General features: G+C 61.7%; 21 protein-coding genes. 20 read left to right on the top strand and 1 reads right to left on the bottom strand.

The features are described 5' to 3' along the window. Window position 1 precedes the first annotated feature (1 nt). From VW35_RS05900 to VW35_RS05855, 10 genes are all read left to right on the top strand, one after another. Window positions 2-1444, top strand: coding sequence for a UDP-N-acetylmuramoyl-L-alanyl-D-glutamate--2,6-diaminopimelate ligase (locus tag VW35_RS05900; protein ID WP_083982475.1), 1443 nt, complete (start codon window positions 2-4; stop codon window positions 1442-1444). Between the two features lie 156 nt (window positions 1445-1600). After that, window positions 1601-2992 carry a UDP-N-acetylmuramoyl-tripeptide--D-alanyl-D-alanine ligase gene (locus VW35_RS05895; protein ID WP_046142055.1) on the top strand — a complete coding sequence of 464 codons (1392 nt, stop codon included), beginning with the start codon at window positions 1601-1603 and terminating at the stop codon, window positions 2990-2992. 28 nt (window positions 2993-3020) lie between these two features. Next, window positions 3021-4106 (top strand): phospho-N-acetylmuramoyl-pentapeptide-transferase, encoded by a 1086-nt coding sequence (gene mraY / locus VW35_RS05890; protein WP_046142054.1) that lies wholly within the window; start codon window positions 3021-3023, stop codon window positions 4104-4106. A gap of 219 nt (window positions 4107-4325) precedes the next feature. After that, a complete protein-coding gene (locus VW35_RS05885; protein ID WP_342016453.1) occupies window positions 4326-5492 on the top strand; it encodes an FtsW/RodA/SpoVE family cell cycle protein in 1167 nt (388 codons plus the stop codon). Next, the gene (murG, locus tag VW35_RS05880; protein WP_046142053.1) at window positions 5489-6604 is read left to right on the top strand and encodes an undecaprenyldiphospho-muramoylpentapeptide beta-N-acetylglucosaminyltransferase; all 1116 of its coding nucleotides are present in this window, start codon (window positions 5489-5491) and stop codon (window positions 6602-6604) included. Before VW35_RS05885 ends, murG begins: the two co-directional genes overlap by 4 nt. Next, window positions 6601-8022, top strand: a complete 1422-nt coding sequence (gene murC, locus VW35_RS05875; protein ID WP_046142052.1) for a UDP-N-acetylmuramate--L-alanine ligase — start codon at window positions 6601-6603, stop codon at window positions 8020-8022. The genes murG and murC overlap by 4 nt, the downstream gene beginning before the upstream one ends. A 154-nt stretch (window positions 8023-8176) precedes the next feature. Further along, window positions 8177-9097 (top strand): D-alanine--D-alanine ligase, encoded by a 921-nt coding sequence (locus VW35_RS05870; protein ID WP_046142051.1) that lies wholly within the window; start codon window positions 8177-8179, stop codon window positions 9095-9097. Beyond that, window positions 9085-9969 (top strand): cell division protein FtsQ/DivIB, encoded by an 885-nt coding sequence (locus VW35_RS05865; RefSeq protein WP_161796862.1) that lies wholly within the window; start codon window positions 9085-9087, stop codon window positions 9967-9969. The genes VW35_RS05870 and VW35_RS05865 overlap by 13 nt, the downstream gene beginning before the upstream one ends. An 11-nt stretch (window positions 9970-9980) precedes the next feature. Further along, entirely contained in the window at window positions 9981-11279 is a 1299-nt protein-coding gene (ftsA, locus tag VW35_RS05860) for a cell division protein FtsA (protein WP_244465835.1), read from the top strand. Between the two features lie 88 nt (window positions 11280-11367). Continuing rightward, a complete protein-coding gene (locus tag VW35_RS05855) occupies window positions 11368-11847 on the top strand; it encodes a hypothetical protein (protein ID WP_046142049.1) in 480 nt (159 codons plus the stop codon). A 46-nt stretch (window positions 11848-11893) separates the two neighbouring features. On the opposite strand, the gene VW35_RS05850 is transcribed toward VW35_RS05855, so the two are convergent. Further along, window positions 11894-12355, bottom strand: coding sequence for a VOC family protein (locus tag VW35_RS05850; RefSeq protein WP_046142048.1), 462 nt, complete (start codon window positions 12353-12355; stop codon window positions 11894-11896). A gap of 239 nt (window positions 12356-12594) precedes the next feature. Here VW35_RS05850 and ftsZ point away from each other — a divergent pair, with 239 nt between their 5' ends. The 10 genes from ftsZ to VW35_RS05800 all read left to right on the top strand — a co-directional run bounded on the left by ftsZ (window position 12595) and on the right by VW35_RS05800 (window position 23885). After that, entirely contained in the window at window positions 12595-14277 is a 1683-nt protein-coding gene (ftsZ, locus tag VW35_RS05845; RefSeq protein ID WP_046142047.1) for a cell division protein FtsZ, read from the top strand. Window positions 14278-14389: 112 nt separating this feature from the next. After that, the gene (gene lpxC, locus VW35_RS05840; protein ID WP_052951527.1) at window positions 14390-15346 is read left to right on the top strand and encodes a UDP-3-O-acyl-N-acetylglucosamine deacetylase; all 957 of its coding nucleotides are present in this window, start codon (window positions 14390-14392) and stop codon (window positions 15344-15346) included. Between the two features lie 142 nt (window positions 15347-15488). Beyond that, window positions 15489-16280, top strand: coding sequence for an outer membrane protein assembly factor BamD (locus VW35_RS05835; RefSeq protein ID WP_083982548.1), 792 nt, complete (start codon window positions 15489-15491; stop codon window positions 16278-16280). A gap of 125 nt (window positions 16281-16405) precedes the next feature. Continuing rightward, window positions 16406-16705, top strand: a complete 300-nt coding sequence (locus VW35_RS05830; RefSeq protein WP_046142045.1) for a hypothetical protein — start codon at window positions 16406-16408, stop codon at window positions 16703-16705. A 72-nt stretch (window positions 16706-16777) separates the two neighbouring features. Continuing rightward, a complete protein-coding gene (locus tag VW35_RS05825; protein WP_046142044.1) occupies window positions 16778-17443 on the top strand; it encodes a class I SAM-dependent methyltransferase in 666 nt (221 codons plus the stop codon). Window positions 17444-17608: 165 nt separating this feature from the next. Then, on the top strand, window positions 17609-19279 hold the full coding sequence (gene recN / locus VW35_RS05820; RefSeq protein WP_046142043.1) for a DNA repair protein RecN: 1671 nt from the start codon (window positions 17609-17611) through the stop codon (window positions 19277-19279). A gap of 78 nt (window positions 19280-19357) precedes the next feature. Next, window positions 19358-21559 carry an NAD-dependent DNA ligase LigA gene (ligA, locus tag VW35_RS05815; protein ID WP_046142535.1) on the top strand — a complete coding sequence of 734 codons (2202 nt, stop codon included), beginning with the start codon at window positions 19358-19360 and terminating at the stop codon, window positions 21557-21559. A gap of 16 nt (window positions 21560-21575) precedes the next feature. Next, window positions 21576-22853: a hypothetical protein gene (locus VW35_RS05810; protein WP_046142042.1), complete on the top strand. Its 1278-nt coding sequence runs from the start codon at window positions 21576-21578 to the stop codon at window positions 22851-22853. Continuing rightward, window positions 22853-23362, top strand: a complete 510-nt coding sequence (locus VW35_RS05805) for a hypothetical protein (protein ID WP_046142041.1) — start codon at window positions 22853-22855, stop codon at window positions 23360-23362. Before VW35_RS05810 ends, VW35_RS05805 begins: the two co-directional genes overlap by 1 nt. A 64-nt stretch (window positions 23363-23426) precedes the next feature. Next, complete coding sequence (locus VW35_RS05800; protein WP_046142040.1) at window positions 23427-23885, top strand: DUF3828 domain-containing protein; 459 nt, start codon at window positions 23427-23429, stop codon at window positions 23883-23885. Window positions 23886-23946 lie beyond the last annotated feature (61 nt).

Below are 23946 nucleotides of genomic sequence, written 5' to 3'. Positions count from 1 at the left end.
GGTGTCTCTCAGCGTATCCCAACTTCTCGAGGGTTCTGGCGCTCGCCCCAAAAAGGGTCTGGGCACCGTATTCGGCCTGAATTCGGATAGCCGACGCATCGAGCCGGGCGACATATTTTTCGCGCTACCGGGCCAGAAGGTTCACGGCAATGAATTCATCGCCGACGCCGTCCATCGCGGCGCTCTGGCGGTGGTCACCGACACCATGCCGGTGGGCGAAGTCGGCGTGCCGGTGATCGTCGTCAAGGACGTGCGAGCCTCATATGCCCGCGCAGCGTCGCGCGTTTTCGAACCGCAGCCCGAGATTGCCGTGGCCGTGACCGGCACCAATGGCAAGACATCGGTCGCCTCATTCACGCGGCAGATCTGGGACTATGCCGGCGTGCCCGGCGCGAGCGTCGGCACGCTGGGCGTACAGACTGCCAAGCGCACCATCGAAGGCGCATTGACCACACCCGATTCGCGTACGCTGCATCAGGCCCTTCGCGCCCTTCGCGCCCAAGGCGTCGACCATGTTGCCGTCGAAGCATCGAGCCATGGCCTCGATCAGCGCCGCCTCGATGGCATTCATTTCGAAGCCGTGGCCTTCACCAATCTCAGCCGCGACCACCTCGACTATCACAAGGACATGGACGAGTACCGCAACGCCAAGCTGCGTCTATTCACCGACCTTCTTGTCGATGGCGGCGCCGCTATCGTCAATGTCGACGATCCGGAATACGAACCCTTCATGTTCGCGGCGCTCTCGGCCAATGCGACCCTGCTGACTGTGGGCAAGGAAGGCGCCTACATCGAGATCATCTCGATCAAGCCCGAAGGCTATGGCCAGCGCGTCCAGATCCGCCACATTGGCGAACTGGTCGATTTTCATCTCAATATCCCCGGCGAATTCCAGGTCTCGAACGCACTGATCGCCGCCGCCCTCGCCATGTCATCGGGCGTCGACAAGGCCGATGCCTTTGCAGCGCTGCCGCATCTAGTGGGCGCCGTCGGGCGTCTCGAACTCGTTGGCGAATATAATGGTGCGGCAATCTTCGTTGACTATTCGCACAAGCCTGAGGCCCTGCGTACGGCGCTCAACACGCTGCGTCCCTATGTCAAAGGCAAACTGCGCCTCGTTTTCGGCTGCGGCGGCGACCGCGATAAGGGCAAGCGCCCGCAAATGGGCGCAATTGCCAGCGAACTTGCCGATGACGTCATCGTGACGGACGACAACCCGCGCACCGAGGACGCCGCCAGCATTCGGGCCCAGATCTTGGCCGAAGCAAAGGGGGCCAGGGAAATTGCCGATCGGAAGAAGGCCATCGAAGCCGCCGTCAAATCGCTCGAAAAAGGCGACGTGCTGCTGGTCGCCGGCAAGGGCCACGAAACCTACCAGATCATCGGCACTACCAAGCACCACTTCTCAGACCATGAAGTTGTCGCAGAAGCGATCAAGGGCTGAGCCTGATTTGCTTCACTACCCCCTCCCATCCTCCCGCTTGACGGGAGAGTATGGGAGGGGGTGGTGGCCTCGCGCGGAATTTCCGCATAAGAACACCTCCACCCCAGCCCTCCCCACAAGGGAGAGTGTTTCGAACCGCGTGTGTGGCAGGCCTTTATGACCCAACCTCTCTTCACCCTCGACGCCATTTTGGCGGCTACAGGCGGCAAGGCCAGCGATGTTTCCGCCAAGGCCATCGACTCCATCTCCATCGATTCTCGTGACCTTGGCCCCGACGCGCTCTTCGTCGCCATCAAGGGCGATCGTTTCGATGGCCATGATTTCGTCGATACCGCTTTGGCCAACGGGGCAGCGGCCGCACTGGTAAGCCGCGGCGAGGGACAAAATCGCATCATGGTGCCCGACGCGCTGGGTGGTCTTGTCGACCTCGCCAAGGCCGCTCGTGCCCGCAGCCGAGCCCTCATCGTCGGCGTTACCGGCAGCGTCGGCAAAACCACGACGAAGGAAGCGCTCCGCACCGTCTTCGAAGCGGCAGGGCAAACCCACGCCTCGATAAAGAGCTTTAACAACCATTGGGGCGTGCCGCTGATGCTGGCGCGCATGCGCGAGACGGCGCAGTTCGGCGTCTTCGAGATGGGCATGAATGCGCCGGACGAAATCCGTCCCCTGAGCAAGCTCGTCCGTCCCCACATCGCCGTCATCACCACGATCGCACCGGCGCATCTTGAAAAGCTCGGGAGCCTCGAAGCCATTGCCCGCGCGAAGGCCGAGATTTTCGAAGGTCTTGAGCCTGGCGGCATAGCGGTTATCAACGCCGACCATCCGCAGATTGATCTGCTCCTAGAGGCCGCCAAGGCGGCCGGTGTCGGCCAGGTTGTGACTTTTGGGTTTTCGCGCGGCGTCGATTGGCAAATCCTTGAAGCGGAAACCGCAGGCGATCGAAGCTTTGCCACTATCGTCAACGGCAACGAACGCTACGCTCTCGCCATCGGTGTGGCGGGCCGGCACATGCTGAGCAATGCGACCGCAGCGCTAGCCGTGGCGACGCTTGCCGGCGTCGATCCTGCTGTTGCCCTCAAGGCACTCGCTGGTTTCGGTCCGCAGCCGGGCAGGGGGCAGCGTATCGCCCTCGGCCCCAGCGAGAAGCCGCTGCTGCTGATTGATGAAAGCTACAATGCCAATACCGCCTCGATGAGCGCGGCTCTGGAGGTCTTCGGCTCCGTTTCTGCGCCCTCGGGCAAAAAGATGGTCATCCTCGGCGACATGCTCGAACTGGGCGAGGCGGCGCCCTCTCATCACGCCGGCCTGGCCGATGCCGTACGCGATAGCCGCGCCGACGCCGCCTATCTCGTGGGCCCCAATATGGCGCGGCTCGGCGAAGCGCTCGGCGATGGCGCGTTTTCCCGGCATTTCACAACCGTTGACGAGGCGATGCCCGAGGTGCTGGCGACCCTTGCCTATGGTGACGCAGTTATGGTCAAAGGGTCGAATGGCGTCGGGCTGAGCAAGCTCGTTACTGCCATCAAGGACAAGTTCCAACAGCGCTAAGACGCCCAAGCAGGACTGTAAGAAGAGCATGCTCTATTTCCTCGGCCAGTTGGGTGACACCCTCGCCGCGTTCAACGTGTTCCGCTACATCACCTTCCGCACAGCGGGAGCCGTGATCACGGCGCTGTTCTTCGTCTTCATGTTCGGTCCGGGAATGATCGCGCTGCTGCGTCTCAAGCAGGGCCGCGGCCAGCCGATCCGCGAAGACGGCCCGCAGGGACACCTGCTGACCAAGAAGGGCACGCCCACGATGGGCGGGCTGATGATCCTCTCTGGTGCGGTTATCTCGACGCTGCTCTGGTCCAACCTTTCCAACGGCTATGTCTGGGTGGTGCTTTTCGTCACCATCGGCTTTGGCGCCATCGGCTTTTACGATGACTACCTCAAGGTCAAGCGCATGAGCCACAAGGGTTTTGGCTCGAAGCAGCGCCTCGCCATCGAGGTGGTGATCGGCTGCATCGCCGCCTTTGCCATCTCCCAGCTCGCTTCGGGCGCCTATGGCACTTCGCTGCAGTTTCCGTTTGTCAAAGACCTCGCGATAAACCTCGGATATTTCTATATATTGTTCGGTGGCTTCGTGATGGTCGCTGCCGGCAATTCGGTAAACCTGACGGACGGCCTCGATGGTCTCGCCATCGTGCCGGTCATGGTCGCCGCCGCGTGTTTCGGCTTCATCGCCTATCTCGTCGGCTCGCAAAACTATGCCGACTACCTGTTCCTCAATCCCGTCCCCGGCACTGCCGAACTCGCCGTAGTCTGCGGTGCCCTGATCGGCGCGGGTCTGGGCTTTCTGTGGTTCAACGCGCCACCTGCGCAGATCTTCATGGGCGACACGGGCTCGCTGGCCCTCGGCGGCGCGCTCGGCACCATTGCGGTCGCCACCAAGCACGAAATCGTTCTTGCCATCATCGGCGGCCTCTTCGTGCTCGAAACGGTCTCGGTGATCGTACAGGTGACCTCGTTCCGATTGACCGGCAAACGTGTCTTCCGCATGGCGCCCATCCACCACCATTTCGAGCACCTGGGCTGGACCGAAAGCCAGGTCGTGATCCGGTTCTGGATCATCTCGTTCGTGCTGGCGCTGATCGGCCTGTCGAGCCTCAAGCTTCGGTAAATCTGGACTTCACCGTCAATCGTCTTTGCCCGGCTTGTCCGGGCAATCCATTCCGCCGCTGCATGGACCACCGGGACACCCCGGTGGTGACGGTGGTATTGAGCCTGTACGCTTCGATTAGACCCGCCTGAATCGCAAAACGCGAATCCCTTGGGAAATCGGTAACCAAACGTCCGATACAATTGCTTTCAGTTTGTATCGAGTAGCCGGCCCAGTCCCATGATGTTCTCCCGCGCCGAAAAAACGCCCCTGGCCGAGTGGTGGTGGTCGATCGACCGCGAACTTCTCAGCGGGCTGATCCTGTTGCTGATCTGCGGCATGGTGCTGAGCCTTGCTGCAAGTCCGCCCGTGGCAGAGCGCATCGGCCTTAACGAATGGCACTTCGTCATTCGCCACGCCATGTTCTGCGCGCTGGCTGTCCCGGTCATGCTGGGCACGTCGCTCCTCAGTCACCGGCAGGCGCGCTTCGCCGCGCTGGGCACGCTGATCATCATGACTCTTCTGCTTTGGGCCACCCTGCGTTTCGGCACTGAAGTGAAGGGTGCCCGGCGTTGGGTGACATTCGCCGGCCAATCGGTCCAGCCTTCCGAATTCGTTAAGCCAGCCTTTGCCGTTATCGGCGCCTGGCTTTTTTCCGAGTTCATGATCCACCGCAATGTGCCCGGGCGCCTGATCGCGACCGGCATCATGCTTGCCATCGTCTCGGGCCTTCTCCTGCAGCCCGATATCGGCCAGACGGCGCTGATCCTGGCGACCTGGGCGACGCTGATGTTCCTCTCCGGCATCTCCTGGTGGATCATCATCGGCATGGGCGGGGCGGCCGGTGGCCTCCTCATGGGCGCCTACATTTTCTTCCCGCACTTCGCTCGCCGTATCGACACCTTCCTCGACCCCGAAGGCGGCGGCAACACCTATCAGATCGACCGCGCCCTCGAATCTCTTGCCGAAGGTGGGTGGCTTGGCCGCGGTCCCGGCGAATCCATCGCCAAGAAGCTCATCCCCGACGCTCACGCCGACTATGTGTTCTCTGCTGCCGCCGGCGAATATGGCATCGTCTTCTGCATCGGGCTCGTCGGCCTTATTGCCTTCATCGTGCTACGCGCCATGATCGGCGCCCAGCGCCAGCAAAGCCTTTTCGCTCGCCTTGCCGCCTCCACAATCGCCGTCCAGTTTGCCATGCAATCGGGCATCAACCTCGCCGTGAATCTCAACCTGATTCCGCCCAAGGGCATGACGCTGCCATTCGTCTCATATGGCGGGACGTCCATGCTTGCGGTCGCTTTCGGCATGGGCTTGATGCTTGCCATGACACGAACCAAGCCCGAGGAGCGCATGACCACAGGTATTCCGTCCTATCGCAGCGCCGTGGTCGCTCCTGCCGAATGAAGACCTTCGTTCTTATGGCCGGCGGCACCGGCGGCCATCTTTTTCCGGCCATGGCTCTGGCGCAGGAACTGCTGCGCCGCGGCCATGCCGTCGAGCTGATGACCGATCATCGCGTCGAAAGCTACGGCCAGGATTTTCCGGCCCGGCAGATCCACATGATCCCCTCGGCGACGCCAAGCCTTTCCAACCCCATCAAATTTGCCGGCGCGAGCTTTACCATCGCCAAAGGCGTCGCCAAATCCTTCGGCATTCTGCGCGCTTTGCGTCCGGATGCCGTCATCGGCTTTGGTGGTTATCCAACTTTTCCGCCCTTTATCGCGGCGAGTCTCCTCAGCGTCCCGGGAATTCTCCATGAACAGAACGCCGTCATGGGGCGAGCCAATCGCGCTTTGGGCCGGTTCGCCGATATCCTTGCAACGAGCTTTGCCAAGACCCGCTTTGCCGACGGCCAGAGCATCGAAAAGGTTCTGACGGGCAATCCGGTCCGCGACCGGGTCCGGGCCATTGCCGGCGCGCCCTATCCTGAGCTTGGCCCGGCCGGGCCGATCAATCTGGTCATCTTCGGCGGCAGCCAGGGCGCGCGCGCCATTTCCGATATCGTGCCCGAGGCCATCGCGCTTTTGCCCGACGCGCTTCGATCGCGCCTCCGCATTGTTCAACAGGTGCGTCAGGAAGACCTCGACCGCGTCACCAAAACCTATCGCCAGTCGCGCACCAGCGTCGAACTCGCGCCGTTTTTCACCGATCTTCCCGAACGCATCGCCCAGAGCCATCTCGTCATCGGCCGGTCCGGCGCGTCGACAATTGCCGAACTGACCGTCATCGGCCGGCCCTCGATCCTCATTCCGCTCCCGGGATCGCTTGATGCCGACCAGAAGAACAATGCAATCGTGGTTGAAGCGGGCGGCGGCGGGTGGGTGATGGAGCAGGCCGCGCTTTCGCCGCAATCGCTTGCCACTCGCCTCGAAGACCTGTTTACCGATCCCTCAACCCTCGTCCGGGCTGCCCGTGCCGCCCAGGCGCTCGGTCAGCCCCGCGCCGTCGAAAAGCTCGCAGACCTGGCTGAAAGCCTCGCCGGTCAGGGCACAAGCACATTGGAATCCCATTCATGAAAATGCCCCGCAATATCGGCCCGGTCCACTTCATCGGCATCGGGGGCATCGGCATGAGCGGCATCGCCGAAATTCTGCATAACCAGGGCTACACAGTTCAGGGTTCGGATGCTTCGCTCAATCCCAATGTCCAGCGCCTGCGCGACATGGGCATTACGGTCGAGATCGGCCAGAGCGGTGATAATCTCGGCAAGGCCGAGGTCGTGGTCGTGTCTTCCGCCATCAAGAAGGATAATCCCGAACTCGTCGCTGCGCGCGCCAAGGCGCTGCCCATCGTGCGCCGCGCGGAAATGCTCGCCGAGATCATGCGCTTCAAGACCGCCATTGCCATTGGCGGCACCCATGGCAAGACGACCACGACGACCCTGGTCGCAACGCTCCTTGATGCCGGCAATCTCGATCCCACCGTCATCAATGGCGGCATCATCAATGCCTATGGCACCAATGCGCGCCTCGGGGCAGGGGAATGGATGGTGGTCGAGGCCGACGAATCAGACGGCACCTTTATCAAGCTGCCCGCCGACGTCGCCATCGTCACCAATATCGATCCCGAGCACCTCGATCACTATGGCGACTTCGACGGCGTCAAAAAGGCCTTCCACCAGTTCGTCGAAAACGTGCCTTTCTATGGCTTTGCCGTCATGTGCCTCGATCATCCGATCGTGCAGTCGCTGGTCGGTGAAATCCGCGATCGCCGCGTCATTACTTATGGCCGCAATCCGCAGGCAGACGTGCGCCTAGTCGATATCGAGAACAGGAACGGCGTACAGCATTTTTCGGTCGAGATTCGCGATCGTATCCGCCAGACGCAGTTGCGCATCGACGGCCTGGAGCTGCCGATGCCCGGCATCCACAATGCGCTCAATGCCACGGCCGCCATTGCCGTCGCCGACCAGCTTCACGTCCCGGCCGAAGCCATCCGCAAGGGCCTCAAGGGTTTTACGGGCGTCAAGCGCCGCTTCACGAGGACCGGCGAAGTCGGTGGTGTGACCGTCATCGACGACTATGGCCATCACCCGGTGGAAATCGCTGCGGTGCTTCGCGCCGCGCGCCAGTCGGCTCGCCGCGACGTCGTCGCCGTGGTGCAGCCTCACCGCTATAGCCGGGTCAATGACCTCTTCGACGATTTCGCGGCCTGTTTCAACGATGCAGACACCGTCATCGTCGCCCCTATCTATGCCGCGGGTGAGCAGCCGATTGCCGGGGTCACCCACGAGGAACTCGTCAACCGCATCCGCAACCGCGGCCACCGCGATGCCCGCGTCATCGATCGCCCAGAGGCACTTGCTCCGCTCCTCGCTTCCCGCGTTACCGATGGCGACTATGTCGTCTGCCTCGGCGCCGGCAACATCACCCAGTGGGCCGCAGCGCTGCCGGGTGAGCTCGAAGCGCTTGGTGTTGGGGACGAGGCGAAGTGATCGGTTGTTCCCGCCCAACCTCCCCCTGCAAGGGGGAGGGGTCGCATCCAGTTTGTGACTTCGTCCAGCCAAAACCACAGTATCAACTCCTCCCCCTATCAGGGGGAGGTTGGGTGGGGGTAAGCCCCACGCTCGGACCCCACGGAGCCACCTCATGACCAAGCATGTCGCCGTTCTAATGGGCGGTTGGAATAACGAACGTCCGGTGTCGCTGATGACGGGCGCGGGCTGCGCTGCGGCTCTTCGCACCGCTGGCTATCAGGTTACGGAAGTAGATGTTGGCCGGAATATCGCCGATGTGCTCGCGCGCCTCAAGCCAGACGTCGCCTTCAACGCTCTTCACGGCCCCTTTGGCGAGGGCGGCTATATCCAGGGCGTGCTCGAACTTCTCGAAATCCCATATACCCATTCGGGTGTTCTCGCCTCGGCGCTCGCGATGAACAAGCACCAGGCAAAAATCCTCTTTAAGGCGGCGGGCATTCCGGTCACCGACCACGTCGTCGTCTCGCGCGGTGAGGCGGCTCGTGCTCATGTCATGGCGCCGCCTTATGTCATCAAGCCGATTGCCGACGGATCGAGCTTTGGCGTTTTCATCGTCAAGGCTGAAACCAGCCATCCGCCGCAAGAACTCCTGCGCGAAGATTGGACGTCGGGCGAAGAAATGATGGTCGAGCGCTTCATTCCCGGGCGCGAGCTGACCTGCGCCGTGATGGGCGACGTGGCCCTTGGCGTCACCGAGATCGTCACCGACCGAACCTTTTTCAACTACGAAGCCAAGTACAGCAATGGTGGCGCGACACACATTCTTCCCGCGCCGTTGAAACCGAAAATTTACGACAAAGTGCAACAATTTGCCTTGGCCGCTCATGCGGCTCTTGGCTGTCGCGGCCTGACGCGGTGCGATTTCCGCTACAACGACGCGGCCGGCGAAGATGGCGAACTGGTGCTGCTCGAAATCAATACCCAGCCGGGTATGACCGAGGTGTCCCTGGCGCCCGAACAAGCTGCTCATGCAGGCCACTCCTATTCGGAGCTATGCGCCTGGCTGGTGGAGGATGCGAGTTGCAACAGGTAAGAAGCGAGGCATTTTTCGCCGGGGCACGTCCCGTCGATCCCCGCACATTGCCTGTCCCTGCGCGCCGCTCACCGCTGCAGCGCGTCAACAATCGCTTCAACCGCGCATTCGTTCTTCATGGCTGGCGAATCCGGCGCGGCGTGACCATTGCCGTGCTGCTGGTAGCCGCCACCGCGCTCATCCAGGTGCGCGAGCCGATTGGCGCCGGGTTCGCCGCGCTCTCGACTTTTGCGCAGGGTCACTTTGCCGATGCTGGCCTCGCGGTTGGTGAAATCTCGATAACTGGTCAGACGCTGACGTCCGAGCAGGCGATTTTTGATGCTCTCGGCATTCAGCCCGATACTTCGACCCTGGCCTTCGATGTGGAAAGTGCGCGTTCGCGCATTGCCGAATTGCCCGCCGTCGAATCTGTGACAGTTCGCAAGACCTATCCGGCCGAAGTGACTGTCGCCATAAGCGAAAAGGTGCCGGTTGCGCGCTGGCGTGTCGATGGCGTCACCTTCGTCGTCGATGCCGCAGGTGAGCAGATCGGCGAAGACCGGGGCGCCTATGGCGACCTGCCGCTCGTCATCGGCGATGGTGCCGCGGACGACGCCATGGTGATGATCCGCGCGCTCGACCATTTTCCCGACCTCAGCAAGGGGCTCGTCGCGCTTTCGCGCATAGCCGACCGGCGCTGGGATATGATCTACGATACTGGTCTGCGAATCCAGTTGCCCGAGCAGGGGGTCGCTCAGGCACTTGGCAAGCTCTCGTTCTACCAGGCGCAATATCAATTGCTCGATCGCGACGTCACCGTCATCGACCTTCGGGTCGATAGCGTCGTCGCCGTCCGGCCGACCACTCCACCAGAAGACCCTGAAAAATCATGATGACCGATGCCATGACGTCTCGGCTCCGACCCGTCCAGCCAGGCAAAGCCAGCCTTGTTGCGGTGCTCGACATCGGATCGACCAAGATCTGCTGCGTCATCGCGCGGCTCGTGCCGCAGTCCGAAGGCAAGGCCCTTCGCGCTCGCTCGCACCGGGCCGAAGTGATCGGTTTTGGTTACGGGCCGTCTTCGGGTGTCAAGAGCGGCGTCGTCACCGATATCGAAAAAGCCGAACATGCGATCCGCAATGTGGTGGGCATGGCTGAGCGCGCCGCCGGGCTGACGCTCGAATCGGTCCTCGTCAACGTCACCGCGGGCCGTCTGGGCTCGGAAACCTTTTCCGCCGCGGTTTCGCTCGATGGCCAGGAAGTGGAAAAGACCGACATCGTCCGCGTTCTCAAGGCCGTCAATTCGCGCTCGGTCCGTCCCGAACGCTCGATCGTCCATGCGTTGCCGATCGGTTACGCATTGGACGGTCAGAAGGGCATTCGCGATCCCAAGGGCATGGTCGGCGAAAAGCTCGGCGTCGATGTCGCGGTCGTCTCGGCCGAAACGCTTGCCATGCGCAATCTCGAACTGGTGCTGCACCGCTGCCATCTGCAGATCGAAGCGCTCGTCGCAACGCCTTATGCATCGGGTCTTGCGAGCCTCGTCGATGACGAAGCCCAGCTTGGCGTCGCTTGTCTCGATTTCGGTGGTGCGACGACGACTGTGTCCGTCTTCAACGACGGACACCTGGTCTACGCCGACGCCATCGCCATCGGCGGCCATCACCTGACCCTCGACATCGCCCGCCAGCTCTCCGTCAGCGTTGCCGACGCCGAGCGTCTCAAGACGCTCTATGGCTCCGTGCTGCCGGGCCAGGCCGACGAACGAGACATGATTCCGATCCAGCCGGTCGGTGCCGCGCTCGATGAAGCGCCGGGGCAGGTGGCTCGCTCGGTGCTGACCCGGATCATGCGTCCGCGCATCGAGGAAATCCTTACCGCCATCCGCGATCGCATGCAGGCAACCGGCATGATGGACGTGTGTGGCCGCCGCTTCGTCATGACCGGGGGCGGCAGCGAGTTGACCGGCCTGCCGGAAGTTGCCCGGCGCACGCTCGCGCGCAACGTCCGGAATGGCCGGCCGATGGGCATTGCCGGCCTCCCCGAGATCGCCAAGGGCGCCGCCTTTTCGACCGTCGCTGGCATGCTGGTCTATCCCCAGGTCTGCTCGCAGGAATATACCGAGCCGCGCGGTACGCGGAAGCTGACCGGCACCGATGGCTATATTGCCCGCGTCGGCAGCTGGCTGCGCCACAGCTTCTGATCCGGCTCCGTTCCAAAGCGCCGCGCGGTCCAGGATCGTTTCCAAGCCACCGCCGTTACTCCGGGGATTATCCGCCTCGGAGAACATTATGCTTCGTTCATTTCTTATCGGGCTCGTTGCCGGCCAGCGCGGGATAACCCCGCTTGCCGCCATCGCCATTGCCACACGCCGGCGCGAAGTGCCCGCGTCCTTGCCGTTTCAAAGGCTTTTCAGGAGCCGTCTCTTCACAGCCGGCGCGACCGCCTTTGCCGGCGCGGAAATGGTCGGCGACAAGATGAAAACCGCGCCGGATCGCATCGTGCCCATCGGACTTGCCGTTCGCAGCGTCACCGCTGCCTATGCCGGCGCGGCGCTCGCGCCACGCGACCAGCGCGCCGCGGGCGCCGCCATTGCCGTGGGCACGGCGCTGCTATCGTCCTATGTCGGCTGGCGCATCCGAATGGCCACTATGAAGCGCTATGGGCAGACAACGACAGGTCTCGTCGAAGACGCCCTGGTCTTCGGGACGGGCCTCCTCGTTGCCAATCCCAAGCTGATGCAGCCAAAGACGATCGAACATCATCGCTGATCTCTGGCCCGGTCAGGGGCGATCATCAAGTCGCCCCCAGCCGCGGCTAATTGCCGGCATAGGCGCGTTCGAGATCGGCAACGATAAGCTTCCCCATGCTCATCATCGCCTGCATTGCCCGGCCAGCGCCGTCCTTATCTGGCCCGAGAACCGTTTCGTATATCTGTTTGGGAACCACCTGCCAGGAAAAGCCGAACTTGTCCTTGCACCAGCCACACATGCTTTCGGTGCCGCCGTTGGTCGTCAGGGCATTCCAATAATAGTCCACCTCTTCCTGGCCATCGCATTCGATCATGATGCTGGTGGCTTCGGTGAACTTGAACTGTGGTCCGCCATTGAGGAGGAAGATCTGCTGCCCCGCCAATTCGAGTACGGCGGTGAAGGCGGCAGAATCGGGTCCTTGACGGACGATGTGCACCACCCGCGAATCCCTGAACGTTGCCGTATAGAACCTTATCGCCTCGTCGATCCGATCATCGAACCACAGGCACGTCATCAACTTTGTCATTTCGCTCCCCTGTGCGTTAACATAACTTAATAGCTATATGAAATAATGGTTATGTACAAAAAAGTGTCGTGTCAAGCCGGTTCCCGGCTGTTTCGGCGGTTAAGGGGGAGTAAACGATGATGCGCGATGTCTCGCAAATTGCGGCTAAGTTAACGCTGGCGGGACAATTGTTAGGCTCTGGTTAACGATTTGGCGGGTAAATCTTAATCAACCACGCCACCTATGGGGCCATGCCATAAATGACCATCAATCTGACGATCCCCGATATCCAGGAACTCAAGCCCCGCATTACCGTGTTTGGTGCCGGCGGCGCCGGGGGTAACGCCGTTAACAACATGATCGAGTCCGGTCTCAGCGGCGTCGATTTCGTGGTTGCCAATACGGACGCCCAGGCTCTCTCGCTCTCCAAGGCCCAGCGCATAATCCAGCTCGGCGTCGGTGTCACCGAAGGCCTCGGTGCAGGTTCGCACCCCGAAGTTGGTCGCGCTGCTGCCGAAGAAAGCTGGGACGAAATCAACGACCACTTGTCCGGCTCGCACATGGTGTTCATCACCGCCGGCATGGGTGGTGGCACCGGCACCGGTTCTGCCCCGGTTATCGCCCGTGCAGCCCGCGAACAGGGTATACTGACGGTTGGCGTGGTCACCAAGCCGTTCAATTTCGAAGGCAATCGCCGTATGCGCCTTGCTGAGGATGGCATCGACGAGCTGCATCGCCATGTCGATACGCTCATCGTCATCCCGAACCAGAATCTCTTCCGCGTTGCCAACGAGAAGACCACCTTTGCCGACGCCTTCGCGATGGCCGACCAGGTTCTGTTCTCCGGCGTTGCCTGTATTACTGACCTCATGGTCAAAGAGGGCCTGATCAACCTCGACTTCGCCGACGTTCGCGCCGTGATGCGCGGCATGGGCAAGGCGATGATGGGTACCGGTGAAGCCTCCGGCGAAGATCGTGCCCGCCACGCCGCCGAAGCCGCGATCGCCAATCCGCTCCTCGACGATGTCTCGATGCAGGGTGCCCGTGGCCTCCTCATCTCGATCACCGGCGGCCCCGATCTCACCCTTTATGAAGTCGACGAAGCCGCTTCCCGTATCCGCGAGGAAGTCGACTCAGACGCCAACATCATCCTCGGCGCGACGTACGATCCGGACCTCACCGGCACCATCCGCGTCTCCGTCGTTGCCACCGGCACCGATGCCACCATGGTCCAGGCCATGGAGCCGGCCAAGCCGCATGCATCGCGCACCCCGCTCGCCGTCCGCCGCCACGTGCCGGTCGAACCGGCCCGCGCTGCCGCTTCGGCTCCTGCGCCCGAGCCGGCTCCGGCTATGATCGAAGACATCGGCTTTGAAGTCGAATCAGCCGTCGCCCAGGCCTTTGCCGCCGAGCGTCCGGCTGCCGTGCCGACCATGGCGCAGCAGATGATGGAAGATGATGGAATCGTTGTCGAACCCTACGTCCCGGCTGCCGAAATGATGGCCGAGCCGGAAGAGGCGCCGATGGCCGAAGAAAAGCCGATTCCAAGCGTCTATGTACCCTCTCATGCTGCTCGTCCGGACGGTTACCGCCGCATGCCGCGCACCGAGGAGCTTCCGGTTGTTGCACGCCAGTCACAGGCGGCGCAGGATCGTCAGGCTGAAGAGCCCCGCAATGCTCGCGCGCTCTTCAAGCGCCTGGCCTCAAATGTCGGTCTCAACCTGGGTCAGCAGCAGGCCGAGCCGCGCCGCGAACCGGCATCCACCGTGGCTGACGACGCTGCTGCCCGCAGCGCCATTGAAGCAGGTGGCGCAAGGACTTCGCGGGTTCCGCCGGCGGTCGAGGGCGCCCGTGGTAACCTCGATGCGCATGGCCGTGCTCCCGCCGCTGCTCCGCAGAAGGATAGCCTCGAGATTCCGGCCTTCCTTCGCAAGCATGGTTAAGCTCTAGGCAATACATCCGTGAAAACGTGACTCGGCGCGACTTCCGCGCCGAGTTTTTTTTGGCTAACAGGTATGTGAGCGTGAAGCCCTCTGGGGGTGGAGTAATTAGAGTATGAAAAAGATGTCCACGCGCCAGCGCACGCTTGCCGGCGAAGTCTCGTTTTCCGGTTATGGCGTGCATTCGGCAGCGCCCGTTACTCTGACCCTGGCGCCGGCTCCGGCAGACAGTGGCTTCCTGATCCGTCGCGATCTTGGGGAAGGGCGCGTCACCCAACCGGTCTCCGTGCATTTTTCCCGTGTGAGCCGCACGACGCTCTGCACCACGCTCGATCTTGGTGACAGCGTCAGCGTTGCGACGGTCGAACACGTCACGTCGGCCCTTTCCGGCATGGGCGTCGACAACGCGCTCATCACCCTTGATGGACCCGAATGTCCGATTCTCGATGGCAGCTCCTTTCCATTCGCTGCCGCGATAATGGAAGTCGGCCTCGAAACTCAGCCGGCGCATCGGAAATTCCTCAAGATCGTACGCGCCGTCACCGTGCGCAACAACGACGCTTTCGCTGCGCTCGAGCCTTATAACGGCCGCGCGCTCGATCTCGAGATCGACTTCGATTCCAAGGTCATTGGCCGCCAGCGCATGATCTTCGATTGGACGCCGCGCCGCTATCTCGAAGACGTTTCCCGGGCTCGCACGTTCGGCTTTGCTCGCGATGCCAAGGCGCTCCGCCAGGCCGGCTATGCGCTGGGCTCGAGCCTTGATAATTCCATCACGGTCGACGAAGACCGCGTGCTCAATCCCAATGGCTTGCGCTACGAAGACGAATTCGTGCGCCACAAGCTGCTCGATGCCATTGGCGATCTTTCGCTCGGTGGGCTGCCCATCTGGGGTCGGTTCCGCTCGTACAAGGGCGGGCATGCGCTCAATGCCCACGTCCTGGCCGGTCTCTTTTCGAGCGAGGCCAATTATGAGATAGTCAACGCCGAGGATCTGCCGCTGGAAGTCGAAGCCTTCGACGATCAGCCGGAAGGCCTGGGGGTTCGCCACTATCTACGCTCGGTGCGCTGACGGCTCCGCTGCTGGCTGCGCCACAGTTTTGATCCAATTGCTAATTACGCCGCAAGCGATTGTGGTTGATTGAAGAACGGGGCACTGCGTGACTTTTAACGTTGTAAGGCAGATGACAAACCGGGCTGTCCGATTTGTCGCCATGGGTCTTTTCGCTGCCGTTCTGACCGCCTGTGCCGGCGGCGGCCTGTTTGGCCCGCCCAAGATCAAGGAAGAACCGATCGTTCCGGCCGCTGCCCTCTATCAGGGCGCGCTGGACGACATGGATCGCCAATATTACCAAACCGCCATCAAGAAGCTCGAACAGCTCGATCGCCAGCATCCGCGCGATGCGCTGACCGAGAAGAGCAAGCTGATGCAGGTCTATGCCCACTATCGCATTGGCAAGTTCAACGAGGCCATTCTGGCCGCCGATCGCTATCTGGCGCTCTATCCCAATGGCAAGGACGTGCCTTACGTCCTCTGGCTCAAGGGCACGTCCTATTTCGGCCAGATCAAGGACATCACCCGCGACCAGCAGCTTTCACGCGATGCGATCGACACCTATGACCTGCTGATCGCCAACTATCCGAATTCCGAGCACGCCAAGGACGCCAAGGAAAAGCTCCTCGTCGCTTATGACCAGCTCGCCGGCAAGGAAATGTCCGTCGGCCGCTATTATCTGGGCAACGGCGAATATACCGCCGCCATCAACCGCTTCCGGGAAGTGGTTGAGAAGTGGCAGACATCCACTCATATCGAAGAGGCGCTCTATCGCCTGACCGAAGGCTACCTGCTGCTTGGCCTCACCAACGAAGCCATGTCCGCTGCCGCAGTCCTGGGCCATAACTATCCCTCGAGCGACTGGTACAAGCGCGCCTTCGAACTTTTGGGTAAGCAGGGCCTTGCGCCCCAGCTCAATTCCGGCAGCTGGCTCGCCGCTCACAAGAACTGAGCTTTTGCGAACTGAATTAAAAAGGGCCCTGCGGGGCCCTTTTGCATTTACGTCTTCCCGATACCGCGCGTTCACGACTTCTGCGCTAAGCTAGATGGCAGCGTCGACCTTCCTGCGGACCTGCCATGTGGCACTTTGCGAAAATGCTGATCAAGGACATGACGGGCCTGACCGATCCGGTCCTGCATCTCATCGTGGGCACTGTCGTCTATCTTGGCTTGGCGCTGGCCCTGAGACGGCCGATCGTGGCTCTTGCCATTGTCGTATCTCTTCAGTTGACCAACGAAACCGTCGACCTCGTCGAGAACCTCAATGGAGCTGGGTTCGGCGGTGCTCTGGAAGATACGGCGCTCACGCTCGTTCCCGCTCTTGTCCTGTCCTTGCTCTTCTGCGAGCTGCAACGCGCTTTTCCAAAGACTGCTTGATCTGCGGGTCCAACTCTTGACACTCTTTCATACGTAACATCATCTGTTACGAACTTAGCTTGAGTTGTCGACATGGTCCCATCCAAATCCCCGCACGCCTATGTCGATGGCCCGCCAAGCCAGGTGCCGGGTTTCGCTTCGCTCCATCGGATGACCAATCTGCTGCTCGCCGAGACCATGCCGCCCACCGGTCAAGTTCTGGTCCTTGGCGCGGGAGGTGGGCTCGAGCTCAAGGCCTTTGCCGATTTCGCGCCGGGCTGGTCGTTCGATGGTGTTGATCCGAGCGCTGAAATGCTGGAGATCGCCAGGGCGACACTTGGATCGCAGGGTAATCGGGTCAAGCTCCACAACGGCTATATCGATGCAGCGCCTCGGGGTCCCTTCGACGCAGCGACCTGTCTTCTCACGTTCCATTTCGTGCCACGTGACCAACGCCTCGAAACCCTGCGACAGATCCATCAGCGTCTTCGCTCCGGGGCGCCATTCGTCGTTGCCCATATCAGCATCGCTGCAGGCGAGCCGGATCGTTCAACCTGGCTCAAACGCCACGTCGCCTTTGGTTCGACAGATGCCGTCGATCCAGCCCGGGTCGAGCAGTCTGCGGCGACGATGGCATCCAAGCTCATGATTCTTTCGCCTGAGGAAGACGAAGCGCTGCTGCGCGAAGCCGGTTTTCGCGACGTCAGTTTGTTCTACGCCGCCTATAGTTTTCGCGGGTGGATTGGCTATGCCGCTTAGAGTCCGACTTGGCTTCCAACATCTTCGTCCACAGCGTCGCTCGACCAGTTGCCATTTTGTTCTTTTTGGCTATCCTGTGCGAAAGTGAATTGCCGCCGACGCCTCTTCCAGCGCCAATGCTAGAACCGGGGCTAAATCGACCGGCTGTCTCTGGATAGATCCCGCATGCTGAACGCGCTTTCGGTCCGCAATATCGTCCTCATCGACCAGCTCGATCTGGCGCTCGACACCGGCATGACCGTGCTGACGGGCGAAACCGGCGCCGGCAAGTCGATCCTGCTTGACGCTTTGACGCTGGCGCTCGGTGGGCGCGGCGATGCCTCGCTCGTTCGCCATGGTCAGGAGAGCGGCCAGGTCGTCGCCATGGTGCAGCTGCCCTCGTCGCATCCGGCCCGCGCACTTCTGCGCGACAATGCCATCGCCGATGACGAAGAGGTCATTCTGCGCCGCGTACAATTCGCCGATGGCCGCACCCGGGCTTTCATCAATGACCAGCCGGTGTCGGCTTCGCTCCTGCAAAAGATCGGCAGCCAGATCATCGAGATCCACGGCCAGCACGATGATCGTGCCCTGGTTGACGTCGCGACGCACCGCGCCGCCCTCGACGCCTTCGGTGAACTCGCAGTACCGGCTGCTGCCGTGCGCGAAGCGTGGGCCGATCTCGCCGAAGTGCAGCAGGCGGTCAAGGAACAACAGGCCAAGGTTGCCGAGGCCGTCGCGGCTGAAGACTATGCGCGCCACACGGTCGAAGAACTGGGCAAGCTCAAGCCCTCCGTGGGCGAAGAAGCTGAATTGGCAGAACGCCGGCAGCAACTGCAGCAGGCGGAAAAATCGGCTGCCGACCTCATCGAAATCGACGAATTGCTCAATGGACCTAATGCGCCGTCGCCGGCTCTGTCTGGCCTGATGCGGCGCCTCCTGCGGAAGGTGGATGGTGGCGCCGAGCTCTTCCAGCCCATCGTTGATGCGCTCGATACTACCCTGGTCACGCTCGATAGAGCTGGCGAAGCGCTGACCGACCTGCAGCGTCAAATGGCCTATGATCCGGCAGAGCTCGAATCGGTAGAGGAGCGGCTATTCGCCCTGCGTGCCGCTGCGCGCAAACATCAGACGACGCCGGACGACCTGCCGGCGGTGCTTGAAAAATACCAAGGCGATCTCGATACGCTGCAAAGTGGGGAAAGCCGGCTGAGGGCTCTCGAAGCCGAGCAGGCGCAGGCGCGGGCGCGCTATCGGGAAGCCTCCGAAACGCTTTCGGCCGGCCGGGCCAAGGCCGCCAAGGCATTGAGCAAGGCAGTCGAGGCCGAGTTGCCTGATCTCAAGCTCGCTGCTGCCAAGTTCATTGTCGACCATCAGATCGACACCGACCGCGTGGCGTCGACCGGCTTTGACCAGATTGCCTTCCATGTGCAGACCAATCCGGGCACGGCTGCCGGTCCGCTGCTCAAGGTCGCCTCGGGGGGCGAGTTGAGCCGCTTCCTTCTTGCGCTCAAGGTGGTGCTGGCCGATCGTGGGTCTGCCCCGGTCCTGATCTTTGACGAAATCGACACCGGCGTCGGCGGCGCCGTTGCCGATGCCATCGGGCGGCGGCTCGCGCGGCTCGCAAAGAATGTCCAGGTCTTGACCGTGACCCATGCACCCCAGGTCGCAGCCCGCGCCAATCGGCATCTGCTCATCGAAAAGCAGATGGTGGAGGAGGGCGCCTTCATGCGCACGCATGTTCGCCCGCTCGAAACCGATGCGCGGCAGGAGGAAGTCGCGCGCATGCTCGCCGGTGCCGAGATCACCAGTGAGGCGCGCGCTGCTGCCAAGAAATTGCTCGGCGCCGTGAAATAGCTTGCCGGCTTTCGCGGCATCGTCGCCGCAGTTAAATAGACGCGTTCCGTAGTGCCGAGTGAGCGAGCCATGTCCGACCTGTCCCAAAAGCCCGTCGCAGACCTCTCCGAAGACGAAGCGCGTGCGGAGCTCGAACGGCTCGCTGCCGCCATCGCGGCGGCCGATGTCGCCTACCACCAGAACGACGCGCCCGAGATCACCGACGCCGAGTACGACGCCATGCGCATTCGCAATGGCGAACTCGAAGAGGCCTTTCCCGAGCTCGTCCGGCCCGATACGCCCACGGGCCGGGTCGGCGCTGCGCCGGCTGAAGGCTTTGCCAAGGTGCGCCACGCCGTACCCATGCTGAGCCTGGCCAAGGCTTATACCGATGAAGATGTCGTCGATTTCATCGAACGGGGCCGGCGTTTTTTTCAAAAGGACGAAGGCCTGGAACTCGCCTTTACGGCCGAGCCCAAGATCGACGGGCTTTCCGCCTCGCTCCTCTACGAAGACGGTGTTTTCGTTCGCGGCGCGACGCGAGGCGATGGGGCGGTTGGCGAAGACATCACGGCAAATCTCAAGACCATCGCCGACATTCCGCATAAGCTCCATGGCACGGGTTGGCCGAAGACCATCGAGATCCGGGGCGAGGTCTATATGACCTATGCCGAATTCCAGGCGCTCAAGGAGCGTTCGGCGGCCGCGGGCGGGCAAAACTACGTCAATCCGCGCAATACCGCCGCGGGCTCGCTCCGCCAGAAAGACCCGACCATCACTGCGAGCCGCAATCTTAAATTCTTCGCCTACTCCTGGGGCGCCACCACAGAGGACCCTGCGCCCACGCAGTACGATGCGGTGCAAAGGTTCGCTGAATGGGGGTTCAAGATCAGCCCGCTGATGGCGCGCGCCAGGTCCGTCGAGGAGCTGATCGCGCATTACCATCGCATCGAGGAACAGCGCTCCTCGCTGGGCTACGACATCGATGGCGTCGTCTATAAGGTCGACCAACTTGAATTGCAGCGCCGCTGGGGATTTGTGACCGGCGAGCCGCGCTGGGCCGTCGCTCACAAATTTCCTGCCGAGCGCGCGACAACCAAAGTGCGCGATATCGAGATCCAGGTCGGCCGCACCGGAACCCTGGCGCCCGTCGCCCGGCTTGACCCGGTCAGCGTCGGCGGCGTCACTGTCGTCAACGTGACGCTTCACAATGAGGATTATATCGCGGGCAAGGACAGCAATGGCCTGCCGATCCGTGATGGCAAGGATATCCGCATCGGCGATACGGTCACCATCCAGCGGGCAGGGGACGTCATCCCGCAGATCGTCGATGTGGTGCTCGAAAAGCGTCCGGCCGACGCCGAGCCCTATGAGATGCCGCATACGTGCCCGGTGTGCGGTTCGCCAGCCATTCGAGAGATCAACGAAAAGACCGGCAAGGAAGATTCGCGCCGGCGTTGCACTGGCGAGCTGATCTGCCCCGCCCAGGCCGTCGAAGGCCTTCGCCATTTCGTGTCGCGCGGTGCGCTCGATATCGAGGGCCTCGGCGCCGAGAACATCGATCTCTTCTTCAATGCCGGCCTCGTTCGCACCGCCGCCGACATTTTCACCTTGAAGGAGCGGCGCCCAGACGTGCAGCGCGCTCTGGCTGAACGCCGCGAGGAGCAGGCCCGCGCGCGCGAAGCCGCTTCGGGCAAGGCGCGGAAAAACGTCCGGGGCGTCGAAGACCGGAACTATGAAGGTCTCGACAAGCTCTTTGCCGCCATCGATGCCCGCCGCGAGCCCGAACTCGATCGCTTCATTTTTGCGCTGGGCATCCGCCATATCGGAGAAACCACCGCTGCTATTCTTGCGCGCACGTTTGGCTCCATCGAAAAGCTCGAAGAGGCGGCCAAGGACATGGTTTCCGCTGCCGATCCGATGACGGTTTTCCCGTCGACCGACGGCATAGGCTCGGCCGTCGTCGAGGCGCTCGTCAGCTTCTTCGGCAATCAGCGCAATATCGACGCCCTCGATGCACTGCTGGAGCAAGTCCACCCCAAGGATTACGTCGTCACCATTTCGGCAGACAGCGTCGTTGCCGGAAAGACCGTGGTCTTCACCGGCACGCTCGAAAAAATGTCACGATCCGAAGCCAAGGCTATGGCCGAACGTCTCGGGGCAAAGGTCGCTGGGTCGGTTTCGGCCAAAACCGATATTCTCGTCGCCGGCCCCGGCGCAGGTTCGAAACTGAAGACGGCGCAGGAGCTTGGCGTCGAAGTCATCAGTGAAGACGAGTGGTTTGTGCGTGTTGGCCGCTAGGCGGCAGGGAGGACGAATGAAGACCTGGATCGTAGCCGGACTCAGCCTTCTTGCAGCCCCTGCATGGGCGGGAGAAGCGGGTGACGGGCTCGCGCAAAGTCTCTACGAGGGCCAGTCCGGCGCATTTGCTGCCGCCTTCGCGCCTCAATGCGATCTTGGCGAGGGAGACGCCTGTTTCGCCCTCGGTATGGCTGGCCTCGTTTCAGCCTACGAAACCTTTGCGAAAGCCCTCTATCGCCACGGCGCCGTCACGCCCGATGCGCGACCACTGTCGCTGTTTCTTGGCCTCGGCAGCGAGACCATCTCGACGCCCGGCAATCCAGACCCTGAGCCGCTGAGCTATCGGCAGTTCCGCGACATTCTCGATGGGTTCAGCAAGGATCTCGACGCGGCCGGCAGATATATGATGCGAGCGGGGCAGGGGTCGGACTTCGTCGTCCCGATCGATCCGCTCAAGGTGCGCATCGATTTCGATGGTGACGGCACAGCAGGCGAGACCGAAACGCTCGGCACGCTGCTCTATCAGGCCGGCGGCTATTTCGATATTCCCAGCCCGGACGCGCAGCCGCCTTCGGGCAAGGTCAAGACCAAGTCCCCCGCGGCCGATCTGACCATCGGCTTTGATAATGCGGACGGGTTCTGGTTCGCGGGCTATGCCAATGTCACCGCGGCGCCCGTCGAAATCGCGCTGGCGCATGATTTTTCGGCGTTTTTCGACAACTATTTCCATCGCATCTTTCCCGAGGCCGGTCTGCCGATGGAGGAGTATTCGCGCGGCTCGGGCACGATGTTCATGGATGCCGAAAGCGATGCATTCTTCGCCGATGCGATCGCAGCCATTCATACGTCCCGTTTTCCGGTGATCGACAAGGGGCGGCTTTCGGCCGTCCTCGTTCGCCTCGCGAATATCATCATGCTCTCGCGCCAGAATTGGGACGCCATCCTCGCCGAAACGGACGACGACCGGGAGCTCGTGCCCTCACCGCGCCAGACGTCGCTTGTTCCGGGCCGCGAGGTGACCGAAGACGTCGTCGCGGCTTGGCGGCAGGCGCTCGATTCGGTCGACGAAATCCTCCACGGCGACTTGCTGATCCCCCATTGGCGCTTCAAGCAGGGTTTCAATCTCAAGACCTATTTCGAGACCGCGGAAGAAACCGATTTGGTCCTGCTCTTCACGGGCTCCGGCGCACTGCCGTTCCTAGACGATGGTCCGATTGCCGATGCAGAGAGCTTTGCTGAGATCAATCGCGTCATGGGCGATGATTGGCCCATGTTTGCCCTATGGTTCAACTGATGCTGCGCACCGCCTTTGTCCTCGCCTCGCTGGTCTTTTCCGCTGCCGTCTCTGCTGCCGAACTGCCGAAGTTCGATACGCCCAAACCCTTGCTCGAAGCGATCTATGGGCAATATGAGGCGATCGAGGCTGCACACGATTACAATCCAGATGACTATTTCGATGAGACGGAGGCTTATTCGACCGATCTCAAGGCAAGGCTCGAGGGGGCCGATGCGCGCGTCAAGGCAACCGGCGATGAGATGGGAGCACTCGACTTTTCGCCCTTTATCAACGGCCAGGACACAGGCGGCCTCAGCTACACCGTCCACGAGCCCAAGATCAAAGGCCAGCGCGCCGTCGCCGATGTCGACATCATCCTTGAAGGCGCACTGCTCTACACCATCGGCTTTCACTTGATCGAAGACGGTACGCGCGGCTGGAAGATCGACGATATCCTTCTGCCCGATATCGAAAGCAGCGGCACCTGGTCGCTCGCCGAATATTTGGAAAGCCTGCCCGCGAGCTGATCGGAAGCGATGGACAGTCTTGCGGCGCCGGTCCACTCTCAGCTCATCTCTTCCGGAGTTCTCGATGCGTCTTCACATTCTGGCTGCGGCGCTGGCCGCGCTTGCTGCCGGCCCCGCTCTGGCCCAAGACTATGATTCGCCTAGCGCGATGCTCAAGGCGTTCTACAAGCCCTATATCGCCGGTGACCTCCCGGACGATCAGGAGGGTTTCAGGTCCGAGTGGCTCAATTCGCTCTATCAGGCCGACGAAGAGGCAACGCCGGCAGGCGAAATGGGCGCCATCGAGTTCGATCCCTATATCGACGGCCAGGATTACCAGATCACCGATTTCAATATCGACGAGCTGGAGGTTGGCGAGGAAACGGCAACCGTTGAGGTCACCTTCAAGAACATGGGCCAGCCAACGACGATCACCTATGATCTCGTCTATGAGAATAACGGCTGGCGCATCGACGATCTCGAGGGCGAAAACGCCGATTTCAGCTATCGCCTGAGCGAAATCTTCGAAGCCGCGAGAGGCTAGGCAATGGCGGCCGACCCCGCTTGTGCGGTGGTCTCATGGTTCCTGCCAATCCCTATCGTTA

Origin of the sequence: Devosia soli, from assembly GCF_000970455.1 — a bacterium.
Classification (GTDB): Bacteria; Pseudomonadota; Alphaproteobacteria; order Rhizobiales; family Devosiaceae; genus Devosia; species Devosia soli.
This window is presented reverse-complemented; position numbering and strand designations above follow the sequence as displayed.